Source organism: Dactylosporangium sucinum, from assembly GCF_014647515.1.
Classification (GTDB): Bacteria; Actinomycetota; Actinomycetes; order Mycobacteriales; family Micromonosporaceae; genus Dactylosporangium; species Dactylosporangium sucinum.
Genome location: NZ_BMPI01000012.1, coordinates 60,690 through 78,178, shown reverse-complemented (window position 1 = coordinate 78,178; position 17,489 = coordinate 60,690). Strand labels below are relative to the sequence as shown.

The window sequence follows — 17,489 nt, the reverse complement described above, 5'->3', positions numbered from 1 at the left end:
GCGTTCAGCATGTGCACGATGCCGGCGGCGAACTGCAGGTTCAAGGCACCGCGCGTGGGGTAGCGGGCGGTCGCCGGGCCGGTCCTGCTCTCCTGCTCTGCCGGCCCGGCATGTTGGGGGTTCGGGTGTGTCAGCCGGTGGGCGGGTCGATCGGGGGTTCACCCGCTCACCGGCGCCGAACCGGAACGGGTCGTCCGTTCGGTCAGGTTTGGTGCGTCATGCCGCGAACCTGGCTGATCGATCCCCGATCGGTCGGGGTCACTGGTAGACGTGGGTGGGCCGGTGCGGCGGCCGGGTGGCTCCCGCCGGGGTCCACCGCCGACCGCAGCACGGCTGGCGTCGCACCGGCCCGCCCGCGGCGGCGATGCCGGCGTGCGGGCCGGTCCGCTCGGGTCCGGTGGTGCGGTCCGTCAGGCTTCGCGGGCCTGGCAGGGCACGCAGAACCGGGCGTGCGGCCGGATTTCCAGCCGGGCGGCGGGAATCGGCTGAGCGCAGCGCTCGCAGCGGCCGTACGTGCCGGCGTCGATACGTGACAACGCGGCCCTGATCTCCTGGATCGCGCGGCGGGCCGCGGCGGTGCGCGCTGCGATGGTGTTCGGATCCTCGCCGGTGCTGCCGGGGTCGGTGCTGGCCGCGGTCAGCGCGGAGAGCTCCTCGGATTGCTGGCGCAGGTGTTCTTCCAGCGTCTGGCGCAACGTGTCGATGCCTGGGTCGGCGGCGATACTCATGGATCTCCCATCGAATTGTCCGAAAAGCGAACGTCGGTCGGATGTGCGCCGGTCAGGGCCGTGCGGCGCTGTGGCGCAGGGCGGCGGAGGCGGCCAGGGCCGCGCCGCGCACGGCGGCCAGCTGCGGTGCGGCCGGACGGCGGACAGGGATGCCGGTCGCGCCGGCGATGCGGGCAGCCAGCCGGGGGCGGGCCGCGCCGCCGCCGACGAGCAGCAGGCCGCCGCGCACCGCGGCCGCGATGGCCCGGCGGTCGCCCGGCCGGCGGCGCACCTGGCCGATGAGGCCCGTGACGGCCGCGACGAGCGCCGCATCGGGGTCCGGTCCATCGGCGTCGTCGTGCAGTCCGACGTCCTGCCGTTCGGCGGCGACGATGATGCCGTCCGAGAGCACGGCGACCTCGGTCAGGTGCGCTCCAACGTCGGCGATGAGCAGCGGACCGGGTGCCGCGGCGGCACCGATCGCGGCGGCGCGCACGGTGTTGATGAACAGCAGCCGGGCCGGCTCGAGCACTGCCGTGAGCACCTCACGCATGGCCCGTTCGCCTCGCGGGTCGCTGCCGACGGGCCGGCACGCCACCACGACCATGCCCGAGGGCAGTGGCCGTCGCCGCTCACCGAGCAGACCGGACAGCAACCCCTGCATCGCCTTCGGGTCGGTGATCCGGCCGCGGTCGACCGGGCCGGACCGTCCCGCGCCGGCCGGCGTCGGGTAGGTGGCGTGCAACGTGGCGTGCCCGGCCGCCCAGATCCGGGTGTTGGCACTGCCGAGGTCGACCCCGACGGCCGCGAGTTGGAGGGCCGGGGTGCCGTGCGCCGAAAGCGTCATCCCGCGTTCGAGGGTCGTCATGTGAGTCGGTCTGGTGAGCACTGGTTCTCCTCTCGAATGCCCGAATCTCGAATGCCCGAATCTGGAATGCCCGAACGCGGTCCATTGCGTCTCCATGACGCCGCCGGAGGTTGGTTGATGCAGGTTCCGGGTACGCCGAGGGCAGGTGCGGAAGGGTTTGCGCGGATGGCTGGATCCGGCCCGCCGGCGTCGACCGCTGCGTGCGGTGCCGGCCCGACGGTCAGCGCGCGCTGCTCGGCAGTCCCTTGCCGCCGGGCGGCGACGAACGCCGGGACGATAAGGCAGCGGCCGGGGCGGCGCTGCGCATGCTGTAGGACGTGCCAGTCGTCATCGCCACCACCCCTGCAAAGCCGTGCCGAAATGAAACTCCAGCATCGGCCACCGGCCACCGATTCGCACCAACACCGGTCGGCAAGCTCGCACCGGCCAGATTGCCGGTCATCGGCAATGTCGTCCGGCTTCGCCGGCCGCAGATGGCCCTGCCAGCGGTACTGGCTGGGAGAATGTTTGCCGCTGTTGGCCGGTCGTCGGCAATCTGTGCCAGTGTTCGGCATGCTCGCCGGGGAAGTCGGTGGCGGGCGGGTGCCCGTCGAGCAGTCGGAGGTGCGTTGATGACCGCGCGGAGTTCTCGCCGGAAGGACGAGGCGGCTACGAGCCGCGAGGCGTGGCTGGTCGACGTCGCGGAGAGCGCCAGCCACGACGCCGGCGGGGTGCCGGTCGACCTGCTCGGCGACTACCTGCCGCTGCTGGCCGACGCCGCGGTGACCGGGCGGCGCCCCAAGCGGGCGGAGCTGGACGCCGTCGGGCGGCTCGGTCGGCAGGCCGCACAGCAGGGCATCTCCGCCGGGCGGGTGGTGCAGCTGTACCTGTCCGCGGCGCGACGGCTGTGGCAGGACCTGCCGATCGTGGTGGGCTCCCGCGACAGCGAGGTGGTGCGCACGGCCGCGGCGGCGGTGCTGTCCGTCATCGACGACGCGGTTGCCACCCTCGCCGAGGGCTACGCCGACGCCCGCCGCGACCTGGTCCGCCGCGAGGAGGCCCTACGCCGGGAAGTCATCGACGACCTGCTGCGCGGCGACTCCGATCTCGGCGGGCTGGTCGAGCGGGCGGAGCCGTTCGGACTGGACCTCGCCCGGGTGCACCAGGTGGCGCTGGCCGCACCCAGCGAGCGCCTGCCCGACACCGACGCCGCGATCAGCGCGCTGGAGGCGGTCATCTTCGACCGCCTGGGCGACCGCGACGTCCTCGTCGCCACCAAGGAGGGCCTGCTGGTCGTGCTGGCGCCGGCAGAGTCGGCACAGGCCGGCGGCGGCAGCAGTCAGGAGCTGGGCCGGCTGATGCACGACGAGCTGAACAGGCTCCGCCACGGCCGGCCGTGGCAGGTCACGGTCGGCCGGCCGTACCCCGGGCTGTACGGCATCGCCCGCTCCTACGAGGAGGCTCGCGAGGCGCTGGCCATGGCCACCCGCCTCCACCTCGACACCCCGGTGGTCAGCGCCCACGACCTGCTGGTCTACCGGGTGCTGCTGCGTGACCAGCCCGCCATCGTCGACCTGGTCGCCGCCGTGCTCAGCCCGCTCGTGCACAGCCGCGGCGGCGCGCAACCGTTGCTGGACACCCTCGACGTGTACTTCCGCGCCGGCGCCGTGGCCACGGAGGCCGCCAAACGGCTGCACGTGTCGGTCCGCACCGTCACCTACCGGCTGGCCCGCGTGAAGACCCTGACCGGCTACGACCCGGCCGACCCGGAGCACCGCTTCACGCTGCAGGCCGCCGTGCGCGGCGCCAAGATCCTCAACTGGCCCGTTGCCCCGCTGCCGACCCCTGGCTGACGGGGACGCCGGGCACGCACGACACCCGCGGCACCCGTGCCGTTCGTGGCCGCTACGCTTCAGCACACCTGCGACTGGAGGATCATCAATATGAGCGACGACTACGTCAGCTTGAGCAAGGACCTCGACGGCGACGGCGACGTGGACCCGGCCCAGATCTACACCCTCGACGACGGCAGCAACGTCCTGGTCGCCGACACGGACGGCGACGGCGAGCCGGACTTCGCCGCGCTGGACGCCAACGGCGACGGCGTCTACGAGTTGTCGTACGACGCCAACACCGGCGTGACCACCGACCTGACCGCGGACGCCTCGTAGGCTGACCTTCGACAGGCGCCGGTCAACCGGTCCGGAGCTCGGGTTGACCTTGGAGCTGTCCAAGGTCAACTCCCGGGTGCGAGGCTTCGGTCCGTGCGGGTCGCCCCGCCCCCGGTGAAGTCACGTGGCCTAGCATCGAGCCATGCCAGGCAGGCCCACGGAAGCCCAGTTCCTCATGGGAGCCGCAGTCGCAGGCCTCACGCATGCGGGGTTCAGTCTCTACTGGGCACTCGGCGGTCGCTGGCTGTTGCCGACGGTCGGCCAGTGGGCGGTGACCGCCGCGCGGGAAGCGCCGGTGACTGCCGGCCTGTTGCTGATCGTCGTTGCTGCGCTGAAATGCGCGGTCGTGATCATTCCCCTGGCGGCCGGCAGAAGGCCGCTCCCTCGCCCGGGCGCCTGGCGGGCGTTCGCGTGGCTGGCCGCCGCCGTGCTCACCGGATACGGGGCGTTGAACTCCATCGTGGCCTGGCTCGTGCTGGGTGGCGTGCTGCGGCCGGAGGGCGGCTACGACCGGGAGGCGATGATCGGCCACGCGTACCTGTGGGATCCGCTGTTCCTCGCCTGGGGCGCCCTCCTCGGCGCCGGCCTGCTCACCGGCAGCCGGGACAGGCGAAAGCGCGCGCTGGACCGGCAACGGTAACGAGAGCCCTGCCGGCAGGAGGCCGAGTCGTTCCTCGGCGGGCCGTGGGAGCAGTCCCGCCCGTCTATGATGTGGCGGACAAGCATCCGGGACAGAGGAGCCCGTCGTGACGCGCTCGGCGACGTTCCTGCTGGAATGCCTGCTGCGGGCCGGGATGCGCGATGTCGTTGCCGTGGAGCCGGCGGAGGGTGGGCTTGCGGCGCTCGCGGGCATCGCCGTCCGGCGGGACGCGCCGCCGGTGTTCGTCAAGGCCTTCGCCGACCCGCCGGCCGACGACGTCTTCGCCGCGGAGGCCGAAGGGCTGGCCGCCCTGCGCGAGCTCGGCGGCGTGGCGACACCCGAGGTGATCCTGGCGGACCGGGAACTGCTGGTGTTGTCGGTGCTGCGGCCGAGGCCGCGCAGCGAGACCTTCTGGGAGCAGTTCGCGCACGCGCTCGCCCGCCTGCACACGAGCACGACCCATCCTCGCTTCGGATGGCACCGCGACAACTGGCTGGGCCGCCGCCGGCAGATCAACACCTGGGACGACGACGGCTTCGCGTTCTTCGCCCAGCACCGGCTGCTTCGGTGGCTCGGGCAGCCCCGCGTCGAGGCGGCACTCGACCCCGGAGACCGGGCGGCGCTGGAGCGGCTGTGTCACCGGCTGCCCGACCTGCTGCCGGACCGGCCGGCGTGCCTGACGCACGGCGACCTGTGGGCGCAGAACGTCCTGGCCGACCCGGACGGCCAGCCGGCGCTGATCGACCCGGCCGTGTCCTACATGTGGGCCGAGGTCGACCTCGCCCACGTGTGGTCCACCTCGCCCCCGCCCGAGGCGCAACGGTTCTTCGAGGTCTATGCGGAGCTGACCGCACTCGACGACGGCTGGCGGTCCCGCATGCCGATCGTCCAGCTGCGCCAACACCTCGCCGTGCTGGCCCAGTTCGACGACGACTGGGGCGCGGCCGACCAGGTCCGTGCCGCACTCGCCCCGTTCCGGACGCGACCAAGCGCGAAGTGATGTTGGGGCATTAGGGTCCACTTTTAGGGATCGACCCCAATGCCGCGGACCACCTCCCCTCGCAAGACTTTCGATGGTTTTGCATCTCACAGGGAGGTTCCATGCACCGCAGGCTCTTCGCAGGGTCGGCTGCCGTCGCCGCGGGCGTGTTCGCGGCGACGCTCGCCGTCGTCGGACCCGCCGCCGCCATCCCGCCCGACCATGACGGTGATCCGCCGCCGACGAACGTCTGCGAGGTGACGAACTCGGGCATCAGCGCGCCGACGTCGCGGGTCGAGTCCGGGCGGCCGGTGACGATCAAGTGGTTCGTGTCGTTCGGCAACTACTGCTCGACCGCGAAGGTACGCGTCGGCGGGCAACTGGTCGCGAAGACCGGGACGATGGTCGTGCGGCCGACCGGCAACGTGTCCTACCACCTGACCGTGCAGGCCAACTCGTCCACGATCTCGCTGGGCACGGTCTCGATCCAGACCTATCAGCGCCACTCCGATCTGCTGACCCAGTCGCTCGGCGACCGGCAGCCGCGCATCACCACGGTCCGCGACCTTGTCGCCGGGACCGAGAAGCTGCCCTACAACAGCAACCCGGGGCTGGACTTCCTCGCCTCGGGCGACTTCAACGGCGACAGCAACGACGACATCGCCTGGTTCGACTCGGGCACCGGGCAGGTGACGGTCTGGCAGATGAGCAACGGCCAGCGCGGCCAGATCGTCGGGATGGGCTCGGTGACGGCCGGGAACCGGCTGCAGGCCACCGGCGACTTCAACGGCAACAAGATCACCGACCTGCTGTGGCGCACCACCACCGGCCACCTGCGGGTCTGGTGGGACGGCCAGCCCGTCGACCAGCCGTTCGACGACACCGGCGGCACCCCGAACCTGGACTGGCAGGTGGCCGGCAGCGGCGACTTCGACGCCGACGGCTACGACGACGTGCTGTGGCGGTACGTCGACGGCAGTGTCGCCATCCACTACATGCGCGGGGCGCAACGGATCGGCCAGGGGTACCCGGGCAGCGCCTACCCCACGGAATGGGCGATCAAGAAGGTGGCCGACTTCGACGCCGACGGCTACGACGACATTCTCTGGCGTCGGTACCACGACGGCGCGCTGGCGATCTGGAACCACGGCCTCGCCCAGCTGGCCGCCTATCCGACCCGCAACAACGTGCCGGGTTCGAACATGTCACTCGCGTACGAGCTGGTCGGCACCGCCGACTTCAACCTCGACGGCAAGGCCGACATCCTGTGGCGGCACGTCAACGGCCGGTTCGCGATCTGGTGCATGGACGGCGCCCAGTTCGGGCGGGAGAACACCATCGTGGCCGTCGAGTCGACCTGGGACTACCTCGGCATCCTGCACAGCAAGGCGTAGGTAGGTACCGGAGGAAACCGGGGCCGGGAGATCAATGCTCCCGGCCCCGGCGCGTGCCCAGCGGCGGGGCGTGCAGCGCGGCGGCAAGGTCGGTGCGGCGGTTGATGCCGAGCTTGCGAAACGCGTTGCTCAGATGCACCTCGACCGTCTTGACGGTGACGAACAACGTCTGGGCGATGTCCCGGTTGGACAGTCCGGTCACGGCCAGGTCGACCACCCGCGTCTCGCCGGTGGTGAGCGCGGACCGGCCGAGCCGCACCGCGGCCGCGGGCCGGACACCGGTCAGGGCCAGTGCCCGCACCAGGTCGTCTTTCAACGGTGTCGCGCCGCATGTCTCGGCCAGCTCGTACGCGTCCCGCAGCGCCGCCCGGGCGTCCGCGATCCGCTTCGACCGTCGCAGCGCGTCGCCGAGGGCAGCGCTCGCCAGTGCGTGCTCGTACCTCGCCCCGGAGCGCTCCAGGACCGCAACGGCCTCGGTGAGCACCTCGATCTGCGCGTCGCCGGTCTCGACGATCGCCGCGACCCGCAGTGAACGGCCGATGGCCCAAGGGCTCCCGACCTCCGCCGCCAGCCGGCGGTGTTCCGCAGCGACCGCCCGCGCCTGCTCGTCGTCGGACTGCGCGTGCAGGCACCACACCAGGTGGTACCGCCAGTCGCAGAACAGCGGGTTGCGGACGCCGTACCGCTCGCACTGGCGGCGTGCCTCCTCGATCGCGGCCATGGCCGCGACCAGGTCCCGCTGGGCGAGCCGGACCTGGATCTCGCCGCCCAGGCACATGTAGTGCGGCAGGTCCGGGGAGCGGTTGGCCTTGACGTGGTGGAGGATGCCCGCCGCCTCGGCGACCTCACCGGTGTGGACCAGCGCCTCGAGAAGGTAGCCGGCCACGAACGACATGCCGATGTTCGCGGCGGCGGTGCTCGCCGCTTCCCACGACTCCCGGCCGGTGACGACCGCCTCGTCCAGGTTGCCGCGCGCCAGCATGACCCCGCTGCGGTAGCAGAGGGCGGGGGCGAGGGTCCGCATCGCCCCGGACCGGCGGGCCCAGCCGATCGCGGCGTCGATGCTGCGCAGCGCCTCCGGCTCGTCCGCCAGCTGCAGCGCCGTCCATGCACACGACAGCGGGCTCTCCGCGACCGGGTGGCCGATGAGCCGGTCGCCCGCGATGGCGCGGATCGCTCGCTCCCGCGCCTGCGCCATCCGGCACGCGAACGCGTCGCGCAGCGCCAGCGCGCCGTCGAGCATGAGCCCGCCCATGCTCGGGTCCGGCGACAGCTCGGCCAGTCCGGTCACGGCCGCGGTCCGCGCCGGGTCGACGGGATTGACGAACGTCAGCAGGACCAGCCAGGCCTGCAGGGATCGTCTGCTGTTCTCCGGCAGGTCGTGCGCCTCCGCCAACGCCGCCTCGGCGGTGCGCAGCGCCGCCACCGGCTCCCCGACGAAGAACGTCGCGCCGGTGAGGACGAGGGCAAGGTCGCAGCGCCGCTGCGGGTCGGGCTCCAGTTCCAGTGCCTCGGCCAGCCGGTGCCGCCCGGCGCCGGCGTCGAGGAGCACCTCGGCCATGGCCAGCCGCCGCAGCACGGTGCGCCGCTCCTCGCCGAGATCCTCCTGCAGTTGCCGGCGCAGGAAGGAGACCGCCCCGTCGACCGCACCCTGCGCCAGGCAGGAATCGGCCGCCTGGCCGAGGATTCGCGGCACGTCCAGGTCGGACCGGACGCCCGGCGGCACCCGCAGCAGGTACGCCGCCGCCCGCTTCACGTGACGTCCGAGCATGGCCGCCTGCGCCGCGCGCAGTTGCAGGGCGGCGCGCGACGCCGGGGAGATGTCGTCGTAGACGGCCGCGCAGATGAGCGGGTGCGCGATCGAGTAGACCTCCGGGACGCCTGCGGCTCCGACCAGTTCGGCCTCGATGAGCGCGGACAGCGCGTCCAGGACGGCTTCGACCGGCGCGTCGGCGACAACCGCCAGCCGCTCCGCGGGCGACCGGCCGCCGAGCACGGCCAGCGCCCGCATCGTGACCCGGGCCAGGTCCGGCATCCGCCACAGCTGCCGCCCGACGTAGCGGGCCACGCTCGGGATCGGCCCTTCCAGTACCGCTTTCCGCTCCTGTTCGTCCGCCGCGGCGAGCTCACGCGCCAGCTCGCGGAGCAGGAGCGGGTTGCCCAGGGTGAGTTCGTGGCAGCGAGCCACCAGTTGCTCGTCCGGCGGGGTGCCCATCGCCGCGGCCAGCATCGCGGCGGTGGCCTCGGTCGTGAACGGGCGCAGCATCCGTACTGAACCGCCCGAGCTTTCGGTGACCGCCGACAGCAGGTAGCTGCGGCGGTCCGTGCTCGGGCGGGTCGCGGCGACGAGCACCACCGGCAGGCCGTCGAGCCGGGCGGCGAGATAGGCGAGGAACCGCAGCGACGGCAGGTCCGACCAGTGCAGGTCGTCCGCCAGGAGCAGCAGCGGACCACGCGACGCGACGTCGCTGGTCCACCAGAACAACGAGTGCAGCAGTGCGTACTCGCCCTGCGACGACGATTCGTCCGCCGGGTCGGTGGACAGCTCGCGAGTGCGGATCAGGTCGGCCGCGGGGAGAGCGGCATCGGCCGGTACGGTCCGGGCGCTGTCGGCGAAGAGCTGCCGCACCAGGCCCCAGGCGTACGTCTGCTCGAGGTCCATGCCCCGCGCCTCGGCAAGGGTGAACCCGCGCTCGGCGGCGTCTGCCCGAGCGCTGGAAAGCAGGCAGGTCTTGCCGATGCCGGGCGGCCCCTCGAAGAGCAGCACCGCTCCCGAGCCTTCCTGCGTCGCGCGATCCAGGGCTCGCCGGACGAGCCGCAGCTCGTCGGACCGCTCGATCAGCGCCGCCCCGTCCGCCATGTGCCGCACCCCCCGGCGGGGCCAGCACCGCGGCCCGCGATCCCCCTACGCGGACACCCTATCGATGCATGCACGCCGTCCGGCGGTCGTAAAGACGACGGAACCGGTCAGGACCCAGGATGGCGGTGGCGCGCGCCGTGATCCAGGTCACCATTGCGGAGCCAACCTTTCGTGGCGTCGCGCGTCTATCGCTGCGAAAGCCGTACCTCGTCCACTGGAGTGCCGTGATGCGCCTGAAGGTTCGTTCCGTTGCCTACGTCGTGTGCGGGGCCGCCGTCGCCGCGATCGGCGCCGTGTCCGCCGTCGCGTTCGCCGATGACGCTCCGCAGCCGTCGCCGTCGCCGTCGCCGGTGCCGCGGTCGTCGTCGGTGGTGCCGTCCCCGGAGTCGTCGTCGGTCCTGCCGTCGCCGGTGCCGCAGTCGTCGTCGGTGGTGGCGTCGCCGGTGCCGTCGTCGGTCCTCCTGCCGTCGTCGGTGCCGTCGTCGGTGCCGTCGCCGGGGTCGTCGTCGGTCCTGCCGTCGCCGGTGCCGCGGCGGTGACCCCGGTTCGGCGTCGCGGTACCGTCGCGTGTCTGTCCCCTGACCTGCGAGAACCATGACGCTCACGTTCCGCCTGCCCTGGCCGCTGCTGCGCGTGCTGCGCTCGGTGGTGTCCGGCGCGTCCACGTCCCGAGGCACCCCGCAGCGGGACGGTCCGCCGGCGATCAACGAGCTGTACCACGCGCGGCGGCTCAGCCTGGTACGGCTGGCCGTCCTCATGGTCGACGACCTGCCCACCGCCGAGGATGTCGTGCAGGACGTGTTCGCCGCGTTGTATCAGCGGCACGGTGCGGACCTGCGCACGATCGCCGATCCGCACGCGTACCTCACGGCGGGGGTGATGAACGCGGCGCGGTCGGTGCTGCGCCGACGCCGTAGTGCCCGCGCCTACGTGCCGCCGCCACCGCCGCCCGTGCCGGCCGCGGAGGAAGAGGCCCTGCTGTCGGAGGAAGACCAGGAGGTACTCGCGGCGCTGGCGCGGCTGACCGTCCGGCAGCGCCAGGTGGTGGTGCTGCGGTACTGGTCGGAACTGTCCGAGCGGGAGATCGCCGAGGTGCTGCATGTATCGCGCGGAACCGTGAAGTCGACGGCCAGCCGGGCGCTGACGATCCTGCGTGACGCGCTGTCGGAGTTGCGACGATGAACGTGGACATCGACGGGCGCCTGCGCCGGGCACTCGCCGCACAGGCGGCCCGGGTCACTCCGGAGCGGCTGCGGCCGGCGGTCCCGCCGACCGCGCTGCTGGCGCGCCGCCCAGCGTCCAGGTTCCTGCGACGTGCCGGCTGGGTCGCCGCGATGCTGCTGCCTGTGGCCGTCACGATCGTCACGCTGCGTCCAACCGGCTCGGAACCGCAGCAGCCGCCGACCAGGGTGACGCCGTCGCCGTCAGGCTCGTCCCTCGCGCCGTCGTCGTCACCGCCGCCGTCGCCGTCGCCCTCACCGAGTCCCGCTGCGCGCTCGCGGGACGGCGTCGTGCCGTCCGCGGGTCACGTGGTCGCGTCACCGAACATCGGCTCGCCGGCGCCGCCGGCGTCGTAGCGGACGTGAACAGGACTCATCCGCCGGGCGGGCCGAAGTCGAAGCCCGACCCGGTCACGCCGAGCTCCGCGCGGAGGCCGGCGAGCAGTGCCCGCTGCCCGAAGAGCGCCGCCTCGATCGCGGCGCGCAGGTCGGTGTCGTGCGGGTCGGCCGTGCGGGGATCCGGGTCGTGCCCGCCGTTGCACGCTGTCACGCGTGCTGGGTCACGTTGATGACGGTGCCGTTCGGGTCCCGAACGAAGAATCGCCGGAGGCCCCACTCCTCGTCCGTGAGGGGATAGACGATCTCGGCGCCGGCCTCGACGGCTCGGCCGAACACCGCGTCGACGTCGTCGACCTCGATGGAGATGTCGGGGTGAATGCCGGCCTTGACGTCCAAGCTCATCACACTGAGCTGCACCTCGCGGCGGTCTGTCCCGAAAAACAAGATCCAGTCGAGGCCGGGCTGCTCCTGCAGCCCGACCACCTTCGTATAGAAGGCCCGACTCTCGTTGAAGCGATCGGATCGAATGTTGGGCTTGATCCGCTTGACACTCATGACACGAGTCTATGGCGTGGCACGGAGCCGGCGCTCTCCGATGACCGGGAGCGCCAGGAGCAGATGCACGGGCTCGCGGCGCGGCAGCGGCCACGGTGGACCTGGGCGGTGAGCGCCGCCGATCAGCCGGTAGGCGGCTGGTCTGGTCGGACTTTGTCGATGTTGGCTTGCGGCCTGGCCCGTCCCGATACGGTCAGTGTTGGCGGCAGGGCCATCGCGGCGCTGCCGCGCTGTCGCAGCCTGTCGTGACGTACGAGCAGGCCGGCGTGCCGGTACCGAACGTACGGGGTCATCCATGTCTCGCCACCGCGGGGTACATCGCCATCGCGCTGCCCACCGGCGTCGCTCGCCCGCGTTGGTCGCCCCGCCGGCCGGGCCGCCGAAGCGGGCCGTCAGTACCTGGCAGGGTGTGGCGATGCTCGTCCCGGCCCTCGTCGTCCTGGCGATCGTGCTCGCGTGGTTGTTCGTGATCGGCACCCGCTACTCGTCCACGCCCGGGGGTGTCACCGCGGCCGACGCGACGGCAACCGAGGACTCGTCACTCGTCGGCCCGACGGCGGGGGCCGGCGTGCGTGCGGTCGGACAGCTGCCGAACCTGGTGGGCATGAACTGTCAGTCGGCGTTGGTCCGGCTGGAACGCCTGGGGTACGACCACGTCGTCGCGCTGTCGCTGGACCCCGAGATCAGGTACATCGACCGGGCCACGGTCTGGACCGTGGCCCATCAGGCGTCCCCGGCGGGCAGCAAGCTCCAGCTCGACGAGCCCGTCGTGATGGGATGCACCTGGAACGGCCGGGACAACCGGACCCCTTGGCCGCCGAAGAACGTGTGACTCCGAGATCGAGCGGTGGAGGGTGGCCACTGCGGCCGCACTTGACCCTCCAGCCACTGGAGTTCATAGCGTCGCCGCCATGGCAGTACAAAAGAAGATCGTCCGCACCGTCACGATCGAGCTGGATGCCGGCGACGCGTCCATGGTCGAGCTGGGCAAGATGCTCGGCCCGACCGGCGTCAACATCCGCCGGGTCAAGACCGAGTTCGACGAGGACACGGCGGGCCGGCGCGGCGAGATCGTGCCGGCGGTCGTCACCGTCTACGAGGACCGCACCCACGCGCTGCGGCTGAAGACCCCGCCGACCGCATTCCTCATCCGCAGGGCGCTGGGCATCAAGTCGGGCGCCCAGCGCCCCGGTCACGACTCGGTCGGCACGCTCACCCGGTCCCAGCTGCGCGAGATCGCCGAGCGCAAGCTGCCCGACCTCAACACCGACGACCTGGAGGCCGCGATGCGCACGGTGGCGGGCACGGCCCGCTCGATGGGCGTGCACGTTGAGCCGCCGCGATGACGGCCCGTGGCGCGGGGTTGTGGCCCCGTACGGCATGCTCGACCCCGCGCTGCACGCCGCCGCCGGCACGCCGCTGCTGCCCGCGCTCGTGGCGGCGCTCCCCGACGAGGAGGCCGCGGCCGCCCTGCTGAACGAGGCGCTCGCCAGGCCGTCACTCATCCGCGGGCGGTACTGGCAGCTGTCCCTCGACCCACCCCTGGCGCTCGGCCTGCTGGTGGTGGCGGGCGGCTGGCACCGCCTGAAGCAGTGCCACTGCGGCACGCCGTTCGTCGACCGCACCGCCGGCGCCACCCGCCTGCACTGCCCGGCCCACCTCCGCCGCCCAGGACACCCCCGCTGATCCCGGCCGGCGGGACCATCCGCAGGCCGGCGACGGGATCAGACGCTGTACCAACGGTTCGTGGAGTGGGGCGGGACGGCCGCTAGATGCCGATGTTCAGGTGTGCGGCTAGCTCGGCGACCGGACCTGGTTGCCGCATGGCCGCACGACAGTTATGCCCCGCGGCCCGCCGGCTCCTCCACGCAGCCCGTCCGCCGCATCATTCGGCGGAAACGAACCGCTGCATGGCGTAACCCGTTCGGGAGGCTGGCGACGCCAGCCGCGTCCAGGCCAGGCTCGGGGCGGGCGGTAGCCCAGTGATCGCCGGTCGGGTAACCCGGCCGCCCGGCCCGGCATCCCTCGAACCCGGCCTCGCGGTCGCCATCGGGGTACTGATGCCGGTTCCCCCGGCCTATTGACGGTGTTGGTGGAACGATGGAGGGCGTGGGAACTACGAAATCTGCCATGCCTGCAATCTCGCCGCTTGCCGGCGAGCCGATCATGCGCGCCGACGCCGAGCGGCTCGCCGGAGTGCTGAAGGCCATCGCCGACCCGGCCCGGCTGCGGCTGCTCAGCCTGATCCAGTCCGCTCCGGAGGGTGAGGCGTCCGTGAGTGATCTCACTGCGCCGCTCGGTCTGTCCCAGCCGACCGTGAGTCATCACCTTCGGATCCTCACCGAGGCCGGCCTGCTCGAGCGCGAGAAGCGCGGCGTCTGGGCGTATTACCGCCTGGTGCCGTCGACGATCGCGGCGATCGCCGACCTGTTGACGCCGCCGCGCAAGCGGGCGGCGAAGCGGGCCCGCTGAGCGGCACTGTCGAGGGCCGGCGCCGGCAACGGGTCTCTTCGGCAGACCGGCCCGGGGCGCACCAGTCCGGCGCACCCCGGGTGTGTTCAGGACCGTCCAGGAACACGACGGCCCGTGGTCAGCCGGACGACTACGTCACGGTGAACTCGATCTGCCCCTCGTTGTCGGCAACGGCGTCCAGCGTCTTGTCGTTGAGCGCCTCGGTGGCCGTCTGGTCCAGGAACAGCCGGGCGCCGGACGCCTCCACGACCGCGTCACCCTGCGCCGGGCTGGGCGCCAGGCTCAGCCGCAGCGACCCGCGGGTCTCGTCGGCGGCGATGCGAAGGCCGCCGCCCTCCGGTGCACCGGGCTGGGCGGTAAGGGTCTGGATGGCTGTCACTGCGTGGTCGGTCAACAAAACCATGACGAAGTTGCTCCTCCAGATTGGCAGCAATGCGAGGCACGGCGCCACGGACGTGCAGCGCCCGGCCGTGCGGGGCCGCGGATGTGATGGGGCCCGCCCTACCAGCCCAGACTTGCGCGGAATGCCGGATGTGTCAAACGCAGGTCCGAGTGAAACTGCGCGAGTCGCTGACCCGAAACGCCGGACCGGGGCGAAGGCGTCACCCCGTCGGAATGATCGGCCCACCACTGCGGCGCGTCTGCCAGTGCCTGGCCGCGGCCTGGCTGCGGCTGCTCACCGCGAGCTTGGCCAGGATCGCCGACACGTGGTGGTCGACTGTCTTGTGGGACAACGTGAGGCGGTCGGCGATCTCGGCGTTGGTCAGCCCCAGTGCGAGTAGCTCGAGCACGTCCGCCTGGCGCGGGGTCAGGCCGTCGGGATGGGCCGCGGTGGCCCGGCGGGGCCCCCGGGGCACCTTGGCGAACCCACGCCGGCGCATCCGGCCACGCAGGTGGGACGCCGCGGCGGTCGCGCCGATCTCGTCGAGCAGCAGCAGCGCCTCCACCGCCGCGGCTTCGTCACCGCACGCCATGGCCTCGACCCGGCCGTACAGGTTGCCCCGCCGGTGCCACTCGTTCGCGGCACCCGCCCAGTCGCCGGCGATCAGCCGGGCGTAGGGATTGGCGGGGTTGAGGCCGGGTGGCGGTTGCCCGCCCGCCTGGCACAGGTGGTATGCCAGCTCCTCGAGATGGAAGCGGTGCCGCACCTGCAACAGCCGCCGCAGCCCGTGCTCGGCCTCGCCGCGGGCGCGCGCCAGGTCTCCGTTCCAGCGGAAGAACTCCGATCGTGCCACCGCGACGGGGACAATCGATTGCAGGTCGCCGACGGCGGACGCGTGCCGCCGAGCATCGTCCAATGTGGACAACGCAGCGCGATGGCCTCGGGCGGCCTGGATCCGCCCCCGGACCACCAGCGGGAGGACCGCGTTCACCCCGCCCGCCGACCGGGCCAGCGACTCGTCGGCGTCGCTGAGCGCGCCGGGCCAGTCGCCGGTCCCGAACCGGATCGTCGCGCGATAGCCCAGCACCAGCCCGTAGATGGCGTCCGTCTCGTGCTCCAGGGCGAACGTCAGCGCCTGGTCGGCGATCGGCTCGGCTTCGGCGTACTCGGCCAGTTCGCCCGAGGTGACACCGGCCAGGTTGGTCAGCGCCCGCGCGGCCTCGTCGAGAAAACCCAGTTCAGTCGCCGTCTCGTGCACCTGCAGCAGCCGCTTGGCCGCTCCCGGCAGACCCATCGCGAGCTCGGCGGTGCCGACGTTGACCATGGCGTGAACGGCGGTCGGCCGGTCGCCGACCCGATCGGCGACCGACCGGGCCAGGGTTCCGAGCTCGATCGCCTCGTCCAGTTCGTACGCCAGCATGTGCAGCTGCGACTGGTTGCTGATCGCCATCGCCAGCTCGGGTCCCTCCGGCAGGGCCAGCAGCGTCTGGACGGCGTCGGCGGCGGACTTGCGGGCCTGCCCGGCGTCGCCGGCGAACCACGCCATCCGCGAGATCCACCGCTGGTTCTCGCCGACCCGCAGGGGCTCGCCGAGTTCGCGGCGCAGCGCCAGCGCGGTCTGCCGGGCGCGCAGCCCTTCCTCCATGCGGCCGACGCGGTACGCCTCCGTGGCGTAGGCCTCCAGCAGCGCCGCCCGATCGCGGGCGGGCAGCCGGTGGGCGTGGAAGGCGGCGGCCCGGTAGTGGTCGGCCGCCTCCCGGTGCGCGCCCTGTCGTGCGGCCTCCTCGGCGGCGATGCGCCCGTAGCGCAGGACCGCCTCCGCGTCGTGAGCCAGGCGGGCGTGGTGGACCAGCCGGCCGGGGTCCACGCCAGGGCTGTCGCTGAGCAGTTCCAGGGCGTGCCGGTGCAGCTCTTCGCGGTGCGCGGCGACCAGCGAGTCCTCCACCGCGGTGCGCAACAGCTCATGCCGGTACGCCACATCGCCGCCGTCGCTGACCAGCACCCCCGCCGCCACGCACTCGTTGACCAGCGCGACGCGCTTGGCGAAGACGGCTCGCTCGGCCCTGGTGGGAATCACCGCGATCAGGTACGCCAGGCGCCGTGCGCCTTCGGACAGGCCGGCCAGGCGGTACAGGATCAGGTCCTTGGCGCTGTCGGGAATCCCGCCGCGATCCGAGGCCAGCAACTCGGTCAGCAGCAACGGATTGCCACCGGTCAGGCGGCCGACCAGTGCCGGGTCCCGGCCGGCGGCCCGCGCCTTCTCGGCAACACAGTCGGCGGACAGCGGGGCGAGCGCCACCCGCCGCACCGAGGCTTGCGGCAGCGCGGAAAGCGCGCGCCGCAAGGGATGCACGGCACCGATCTCGTCGTCGCGGAAGGTCACGATCAGCAGGACCGGCAGCCGGTCCAGCCGGCGGCCGAGGAACAGCAGGAGGTCGAGCGTTGCCTCGTCGGCCCAATGGACGTCCTCGAGGACGAAAACGGTCAGGCGGCGGCGATGCTGCGGCCCCGACAACTCGGTCAGCACCGCGGCGAACACGTCGTCGGCCGACGTACCCGTACGCAGCCGTTCAGCGAGCTGGCCGCCCGTCTGCCGGGCGATGTCGTGCAACGGGCCGAGGGCACGCGGGGTGACCAGCGGATCGCACGCGCCCCACAGCATCCGCGCCGGCGGGCCGCAGCGCCGGGCGAACTCCAGCACCAGGGCCGACTTGCCGATCCCGGCCTCGCCCGCCACGAGCACGATGCGGCCGCTGTGCACCGCGTCGTGCGCCTGGCGGTCCAGGGTGTCCAGGGCGCCGGCCCGCTCCCACAGCTCCGTCGCCAAAGCCCCTCCCGCTGCGCTCAAGGTTTCGTTCGTACGGAGTGGAAGACCTGCCGCCGCGACCGGTCCGACGGCACCGGGGCGGCGGCAGGAGTCCCA

General features: G+C 72.5%; 19 protein-coding genes. 12 read left to right on the top strand and 7 right to left on the bottom strand.

Annotation, left to right across the window (positions count from 1 at the left end; genetic code table 11):
- Positions 1-410: 410 nt before the first annotated feature.
- Positions 411-728: a TraR/DksA family transcriptional regulator gene (locus IEZ31_RS14565; RefSeq protein WP_190250364.1), complete on the bottom strand. Its 318-nt coding sequence runs from the start codon at positions 726-728 to the stop codon at positions 411-413.
- A 52-nt stretch (positions 729-780) separates the two neighbouring features.
- On the bottom strand, positions 781-1,575 hold the full coding sequence (locus IEZ31_RS14560; RefSeq protein WP_190250363.1) for a rod shape-determining protein: 795 nt from the start codon (positions 1,573-1,575) through the stop codon (positions 781-783).
- A gap of 611 nt (positions 1,576-2,186) precedes the next feature.
- Between IEZ31_RS14560 and IEZ31_RS14555 the strand changes: the two genes are divergently transcribed.
- The 5 genes from IEZ31_RS14555 (at position 2,187) to IEZ31_RS14535 (ending at position 6,738) form a co-directional block, all read left to right on the top strand.
- Positions 2,187-3,407 carry a PucR family transcriptional regulator gene (locus IEZ31_RS14555; RefSeq protein WP_190250362.1) on the top strand — a complete coding sequence of 407 codons (1,221 nt, stop codon included), beginning with the start codon at positions 2,187-2,189 and terminating at the stop codon, positions 3,405-3,407.
- A gap of 90 nt (positions 3,408-3,497) precedes the next feature.
- The gene (locus IEZ31_RS14550; RefSeq protein ID WP_190250361.1) at positions 3,498-3,725 is read left to right on the top strand and encodes a hypothetical protein; all 228 of its coding nucleotides are present in this window, start codon (positions 3,498-3,500) and stop codon (positions 3,723-3,725) included.
- A gap of 142 nt (positions 3,726-3,867) precedes the next feature.
- Complete coding sequence (locus tag IEZ31_RS14545; RefSeq protein ID WP_229835011.1) at positions 3,868-4,365, top strand: DUF3995 domain-containing protein; 498 nt, start codon at positions 3,868-3,870, stop codon at positions 4,363-4,365.
- A gap of 106 nt (positions 4,366-4,471) precedes the next feature.
- Positions 4,472-5,365, top strand: a complete 894-nt coding sequence (locus IEZ31_RS14540; protein ID WP_229835009.1) for a fructosamine kinase family protein — start codon at positions 4,472-4,474, stop codon at positions 5,363-5,365.
- 101 nt (positions 5,366-5,466) lie between these two features.
- A complete protein-coding gene (locus tag IEZ31_RS14535) occupies positions 5,467-6,738 on the top strand; it encodes an FG-GAP repeat domain-containing protein (RefSeq protein WP_190250360.1) in 1,272 nt (423 codons plus the stop codon).
- A gap of 31 nt (positions 6,739-6,769) precedes the next feature.
- Here the strand turns inward: IEZ31_RS14535 and IEZ31_RS14530 are convergent, their stop codons facing one another.
- Positions 6,770-9,598: a helix-turn-helix transcriptional regulator gene (locus tag IEZ31_RS14530; RefSeq protein WP_190250359.1), complete on the bottom strand. Its 2,829-nt coding sequence runs from the start codon at positions 9,596-9,598 to the stop codon at positions 6,770-6,772.
- A 227-nt stretch (positions 9,599-9,825) separates the two neighbouring features.
- Here IEZ31_RS14530 and IEZ31_RS14525 point away from each other — a divergent pair, with 227 nt between their 5' ends.
- The 3 genes from IEZ31_RS14525 to IEZ31_RS14515 are packed head-to-tail and all read left to right on the top strand — an operon-like array spanning position 9,826 to position 11,175.
- The gene (locus IEZ31_RS14525) at positions 9,826-10,137 is read left to right on the top strand and encodes a hypothetical protein (protein ID WP_190250358.1); all 312 of its coding nucleotides are present in this window, start codon (positions 9,826-9,828) and stop codon (positions 10,135-10,137) included.
- 55 nt (positions 10,138-10,192) lie between these two features.
- Entirely contained in the window at positions 10,193-10,780 is a 588-nt protein-coding gene (locus IEZ31_RS14520; protein WP_190250357.1) for an RNA polymerase sigma factor, read from the top strand.
- Positions 10,777-11,175, top strand: coding sequence for a hypothetical protein (locus tag IEZ31_RS14515; protein WP_190250356.1), 399 nt, complete (start codon positions 10,777-10,779; stop codon positions 11,173-11,175). Before IEZ31_RS14520 ends, IEZ31_RS14515 begins: the two co-directional genes overlap by 4 nt.
- A gap of 16 nt (positions 11,176-11,191) precedes the next feature.
- On the opposite strand, the gene IEZ31_RS14510 is transcribed toward IEZ31_RS14515, so the two are convergent.
- The gene (locus IEZ31_RS14510) at positions 11,192-11,368 is read right to left on the bottom strand and encodes a hypothetical protein (protein ID WP_190250355.1); all 177 of its coding nucleotides are present in this window, start codon (positions 11,366-11,368) and stop codon (positions 11,192-11,194) included.
- Positions 11,365-11,712: a VOC family protein gene (locus IEZ31_RS14505; RefSeq protein ID WP_190250354.1), complete on the bottom strand. Its 348-nt coding sequence runs from the start codon at positions 11,710-11,712 to the stop codon at positions 11,365-11,367. The genes IEZ31_RS14510 and IEZ31_RS14505 overlap by 4 nt, the downstream gene beginning before the upstream one ends.
- Before the next feature lie 415 nt (positions 11,713-12,127).
- Between IEZ31_RS14505 and IEZ31_RS14500 the strand changes: the two genes are divergently transcribed.
- The 4 genes from IEZ31_RS14500 to IEZ31_RS14485 all read left to right on the top strand — a co-directional run bounded on the left by IEZ31_RS14500 (position 12,128) and on the right by IEZ31_RS14485 (position 14,184).
- Positions 12,128-12,544, top strand: coding sequence for a hypothetical protein (locus tag IEZ31_RS14500; protein ID WP_190250353.1), 417 nt, complete (start codon positions 12,128-12,130; stop codon positions 12,542-12,544).
- Between the two features lie 79 nt (positions 12,545-12,623).
- A complete protein-coding gene (locus tag IEZ31_RS14495) occupies positions 12,624-13,058 on the top strand; it encodes an uL11 family ribosomal protein (protein ID WP_190250352.1) in 435 nt (144 codons plus the stop codon).
- A complete protein-coding gene (locus IEZ31_RS14490; RefSeq protein WP_190250351.1) occupies positions 13,042-13,398 on the top strand; it encodes a hypothetical protein in 357 nt (118 codons plus the stop codon). The genes IEZ31_RS14495 and IEZ31_RS14490 overlap by 17 nt, the downstream gene beginning before the upstream one ends.
- A gap of 414 nt (positions 13,399-13,812) precedes the next feature.
- Positions 13,813-14,184 carry an ArsR/SmtB family transcription factor gene (locus tag IEZ31_RS14485; RefSeq protein ID WP_190250350.1) on the top strand — a complete coding sequence of 124 codons (372 nt, stop codon included), beginning with the start codon at positions 13,813-13,815 and terminating at the stop codon, positions 14,182-14,184.
- A gap of 130 nt (positions 14,185-14,314) precedes the next feature.
- Here the strand turns inward: IEZ31_RS14485 and IEZ31_RS14480 are convergent, their stop codons facing one another.
- On the bottom strand, positions 14,315-14,563 hold the full coding sequence (locus IEZ31_RS14480; RefSeq protein ID WP_229835007.1) for an adhesin: 249 nt from the start codon (positions 14,561-14,563) through the stop codon (positions 14,315-14,317).
- Between the two features lie 223 nt (positions 14,564-14,786).
- Positions 14,787-17,393, bottom strand: coding sequence for an ATP-binding protein (locus tag IEZ31_RS14475; RefSeq protein ID WP_190250348.1), 2,607 nt, complete (start codon positions 17,391-17,393; stop codon positions 14,787-14,789).
- Positions 17,394-17,489: the final 96 nt, after the last annotated feature.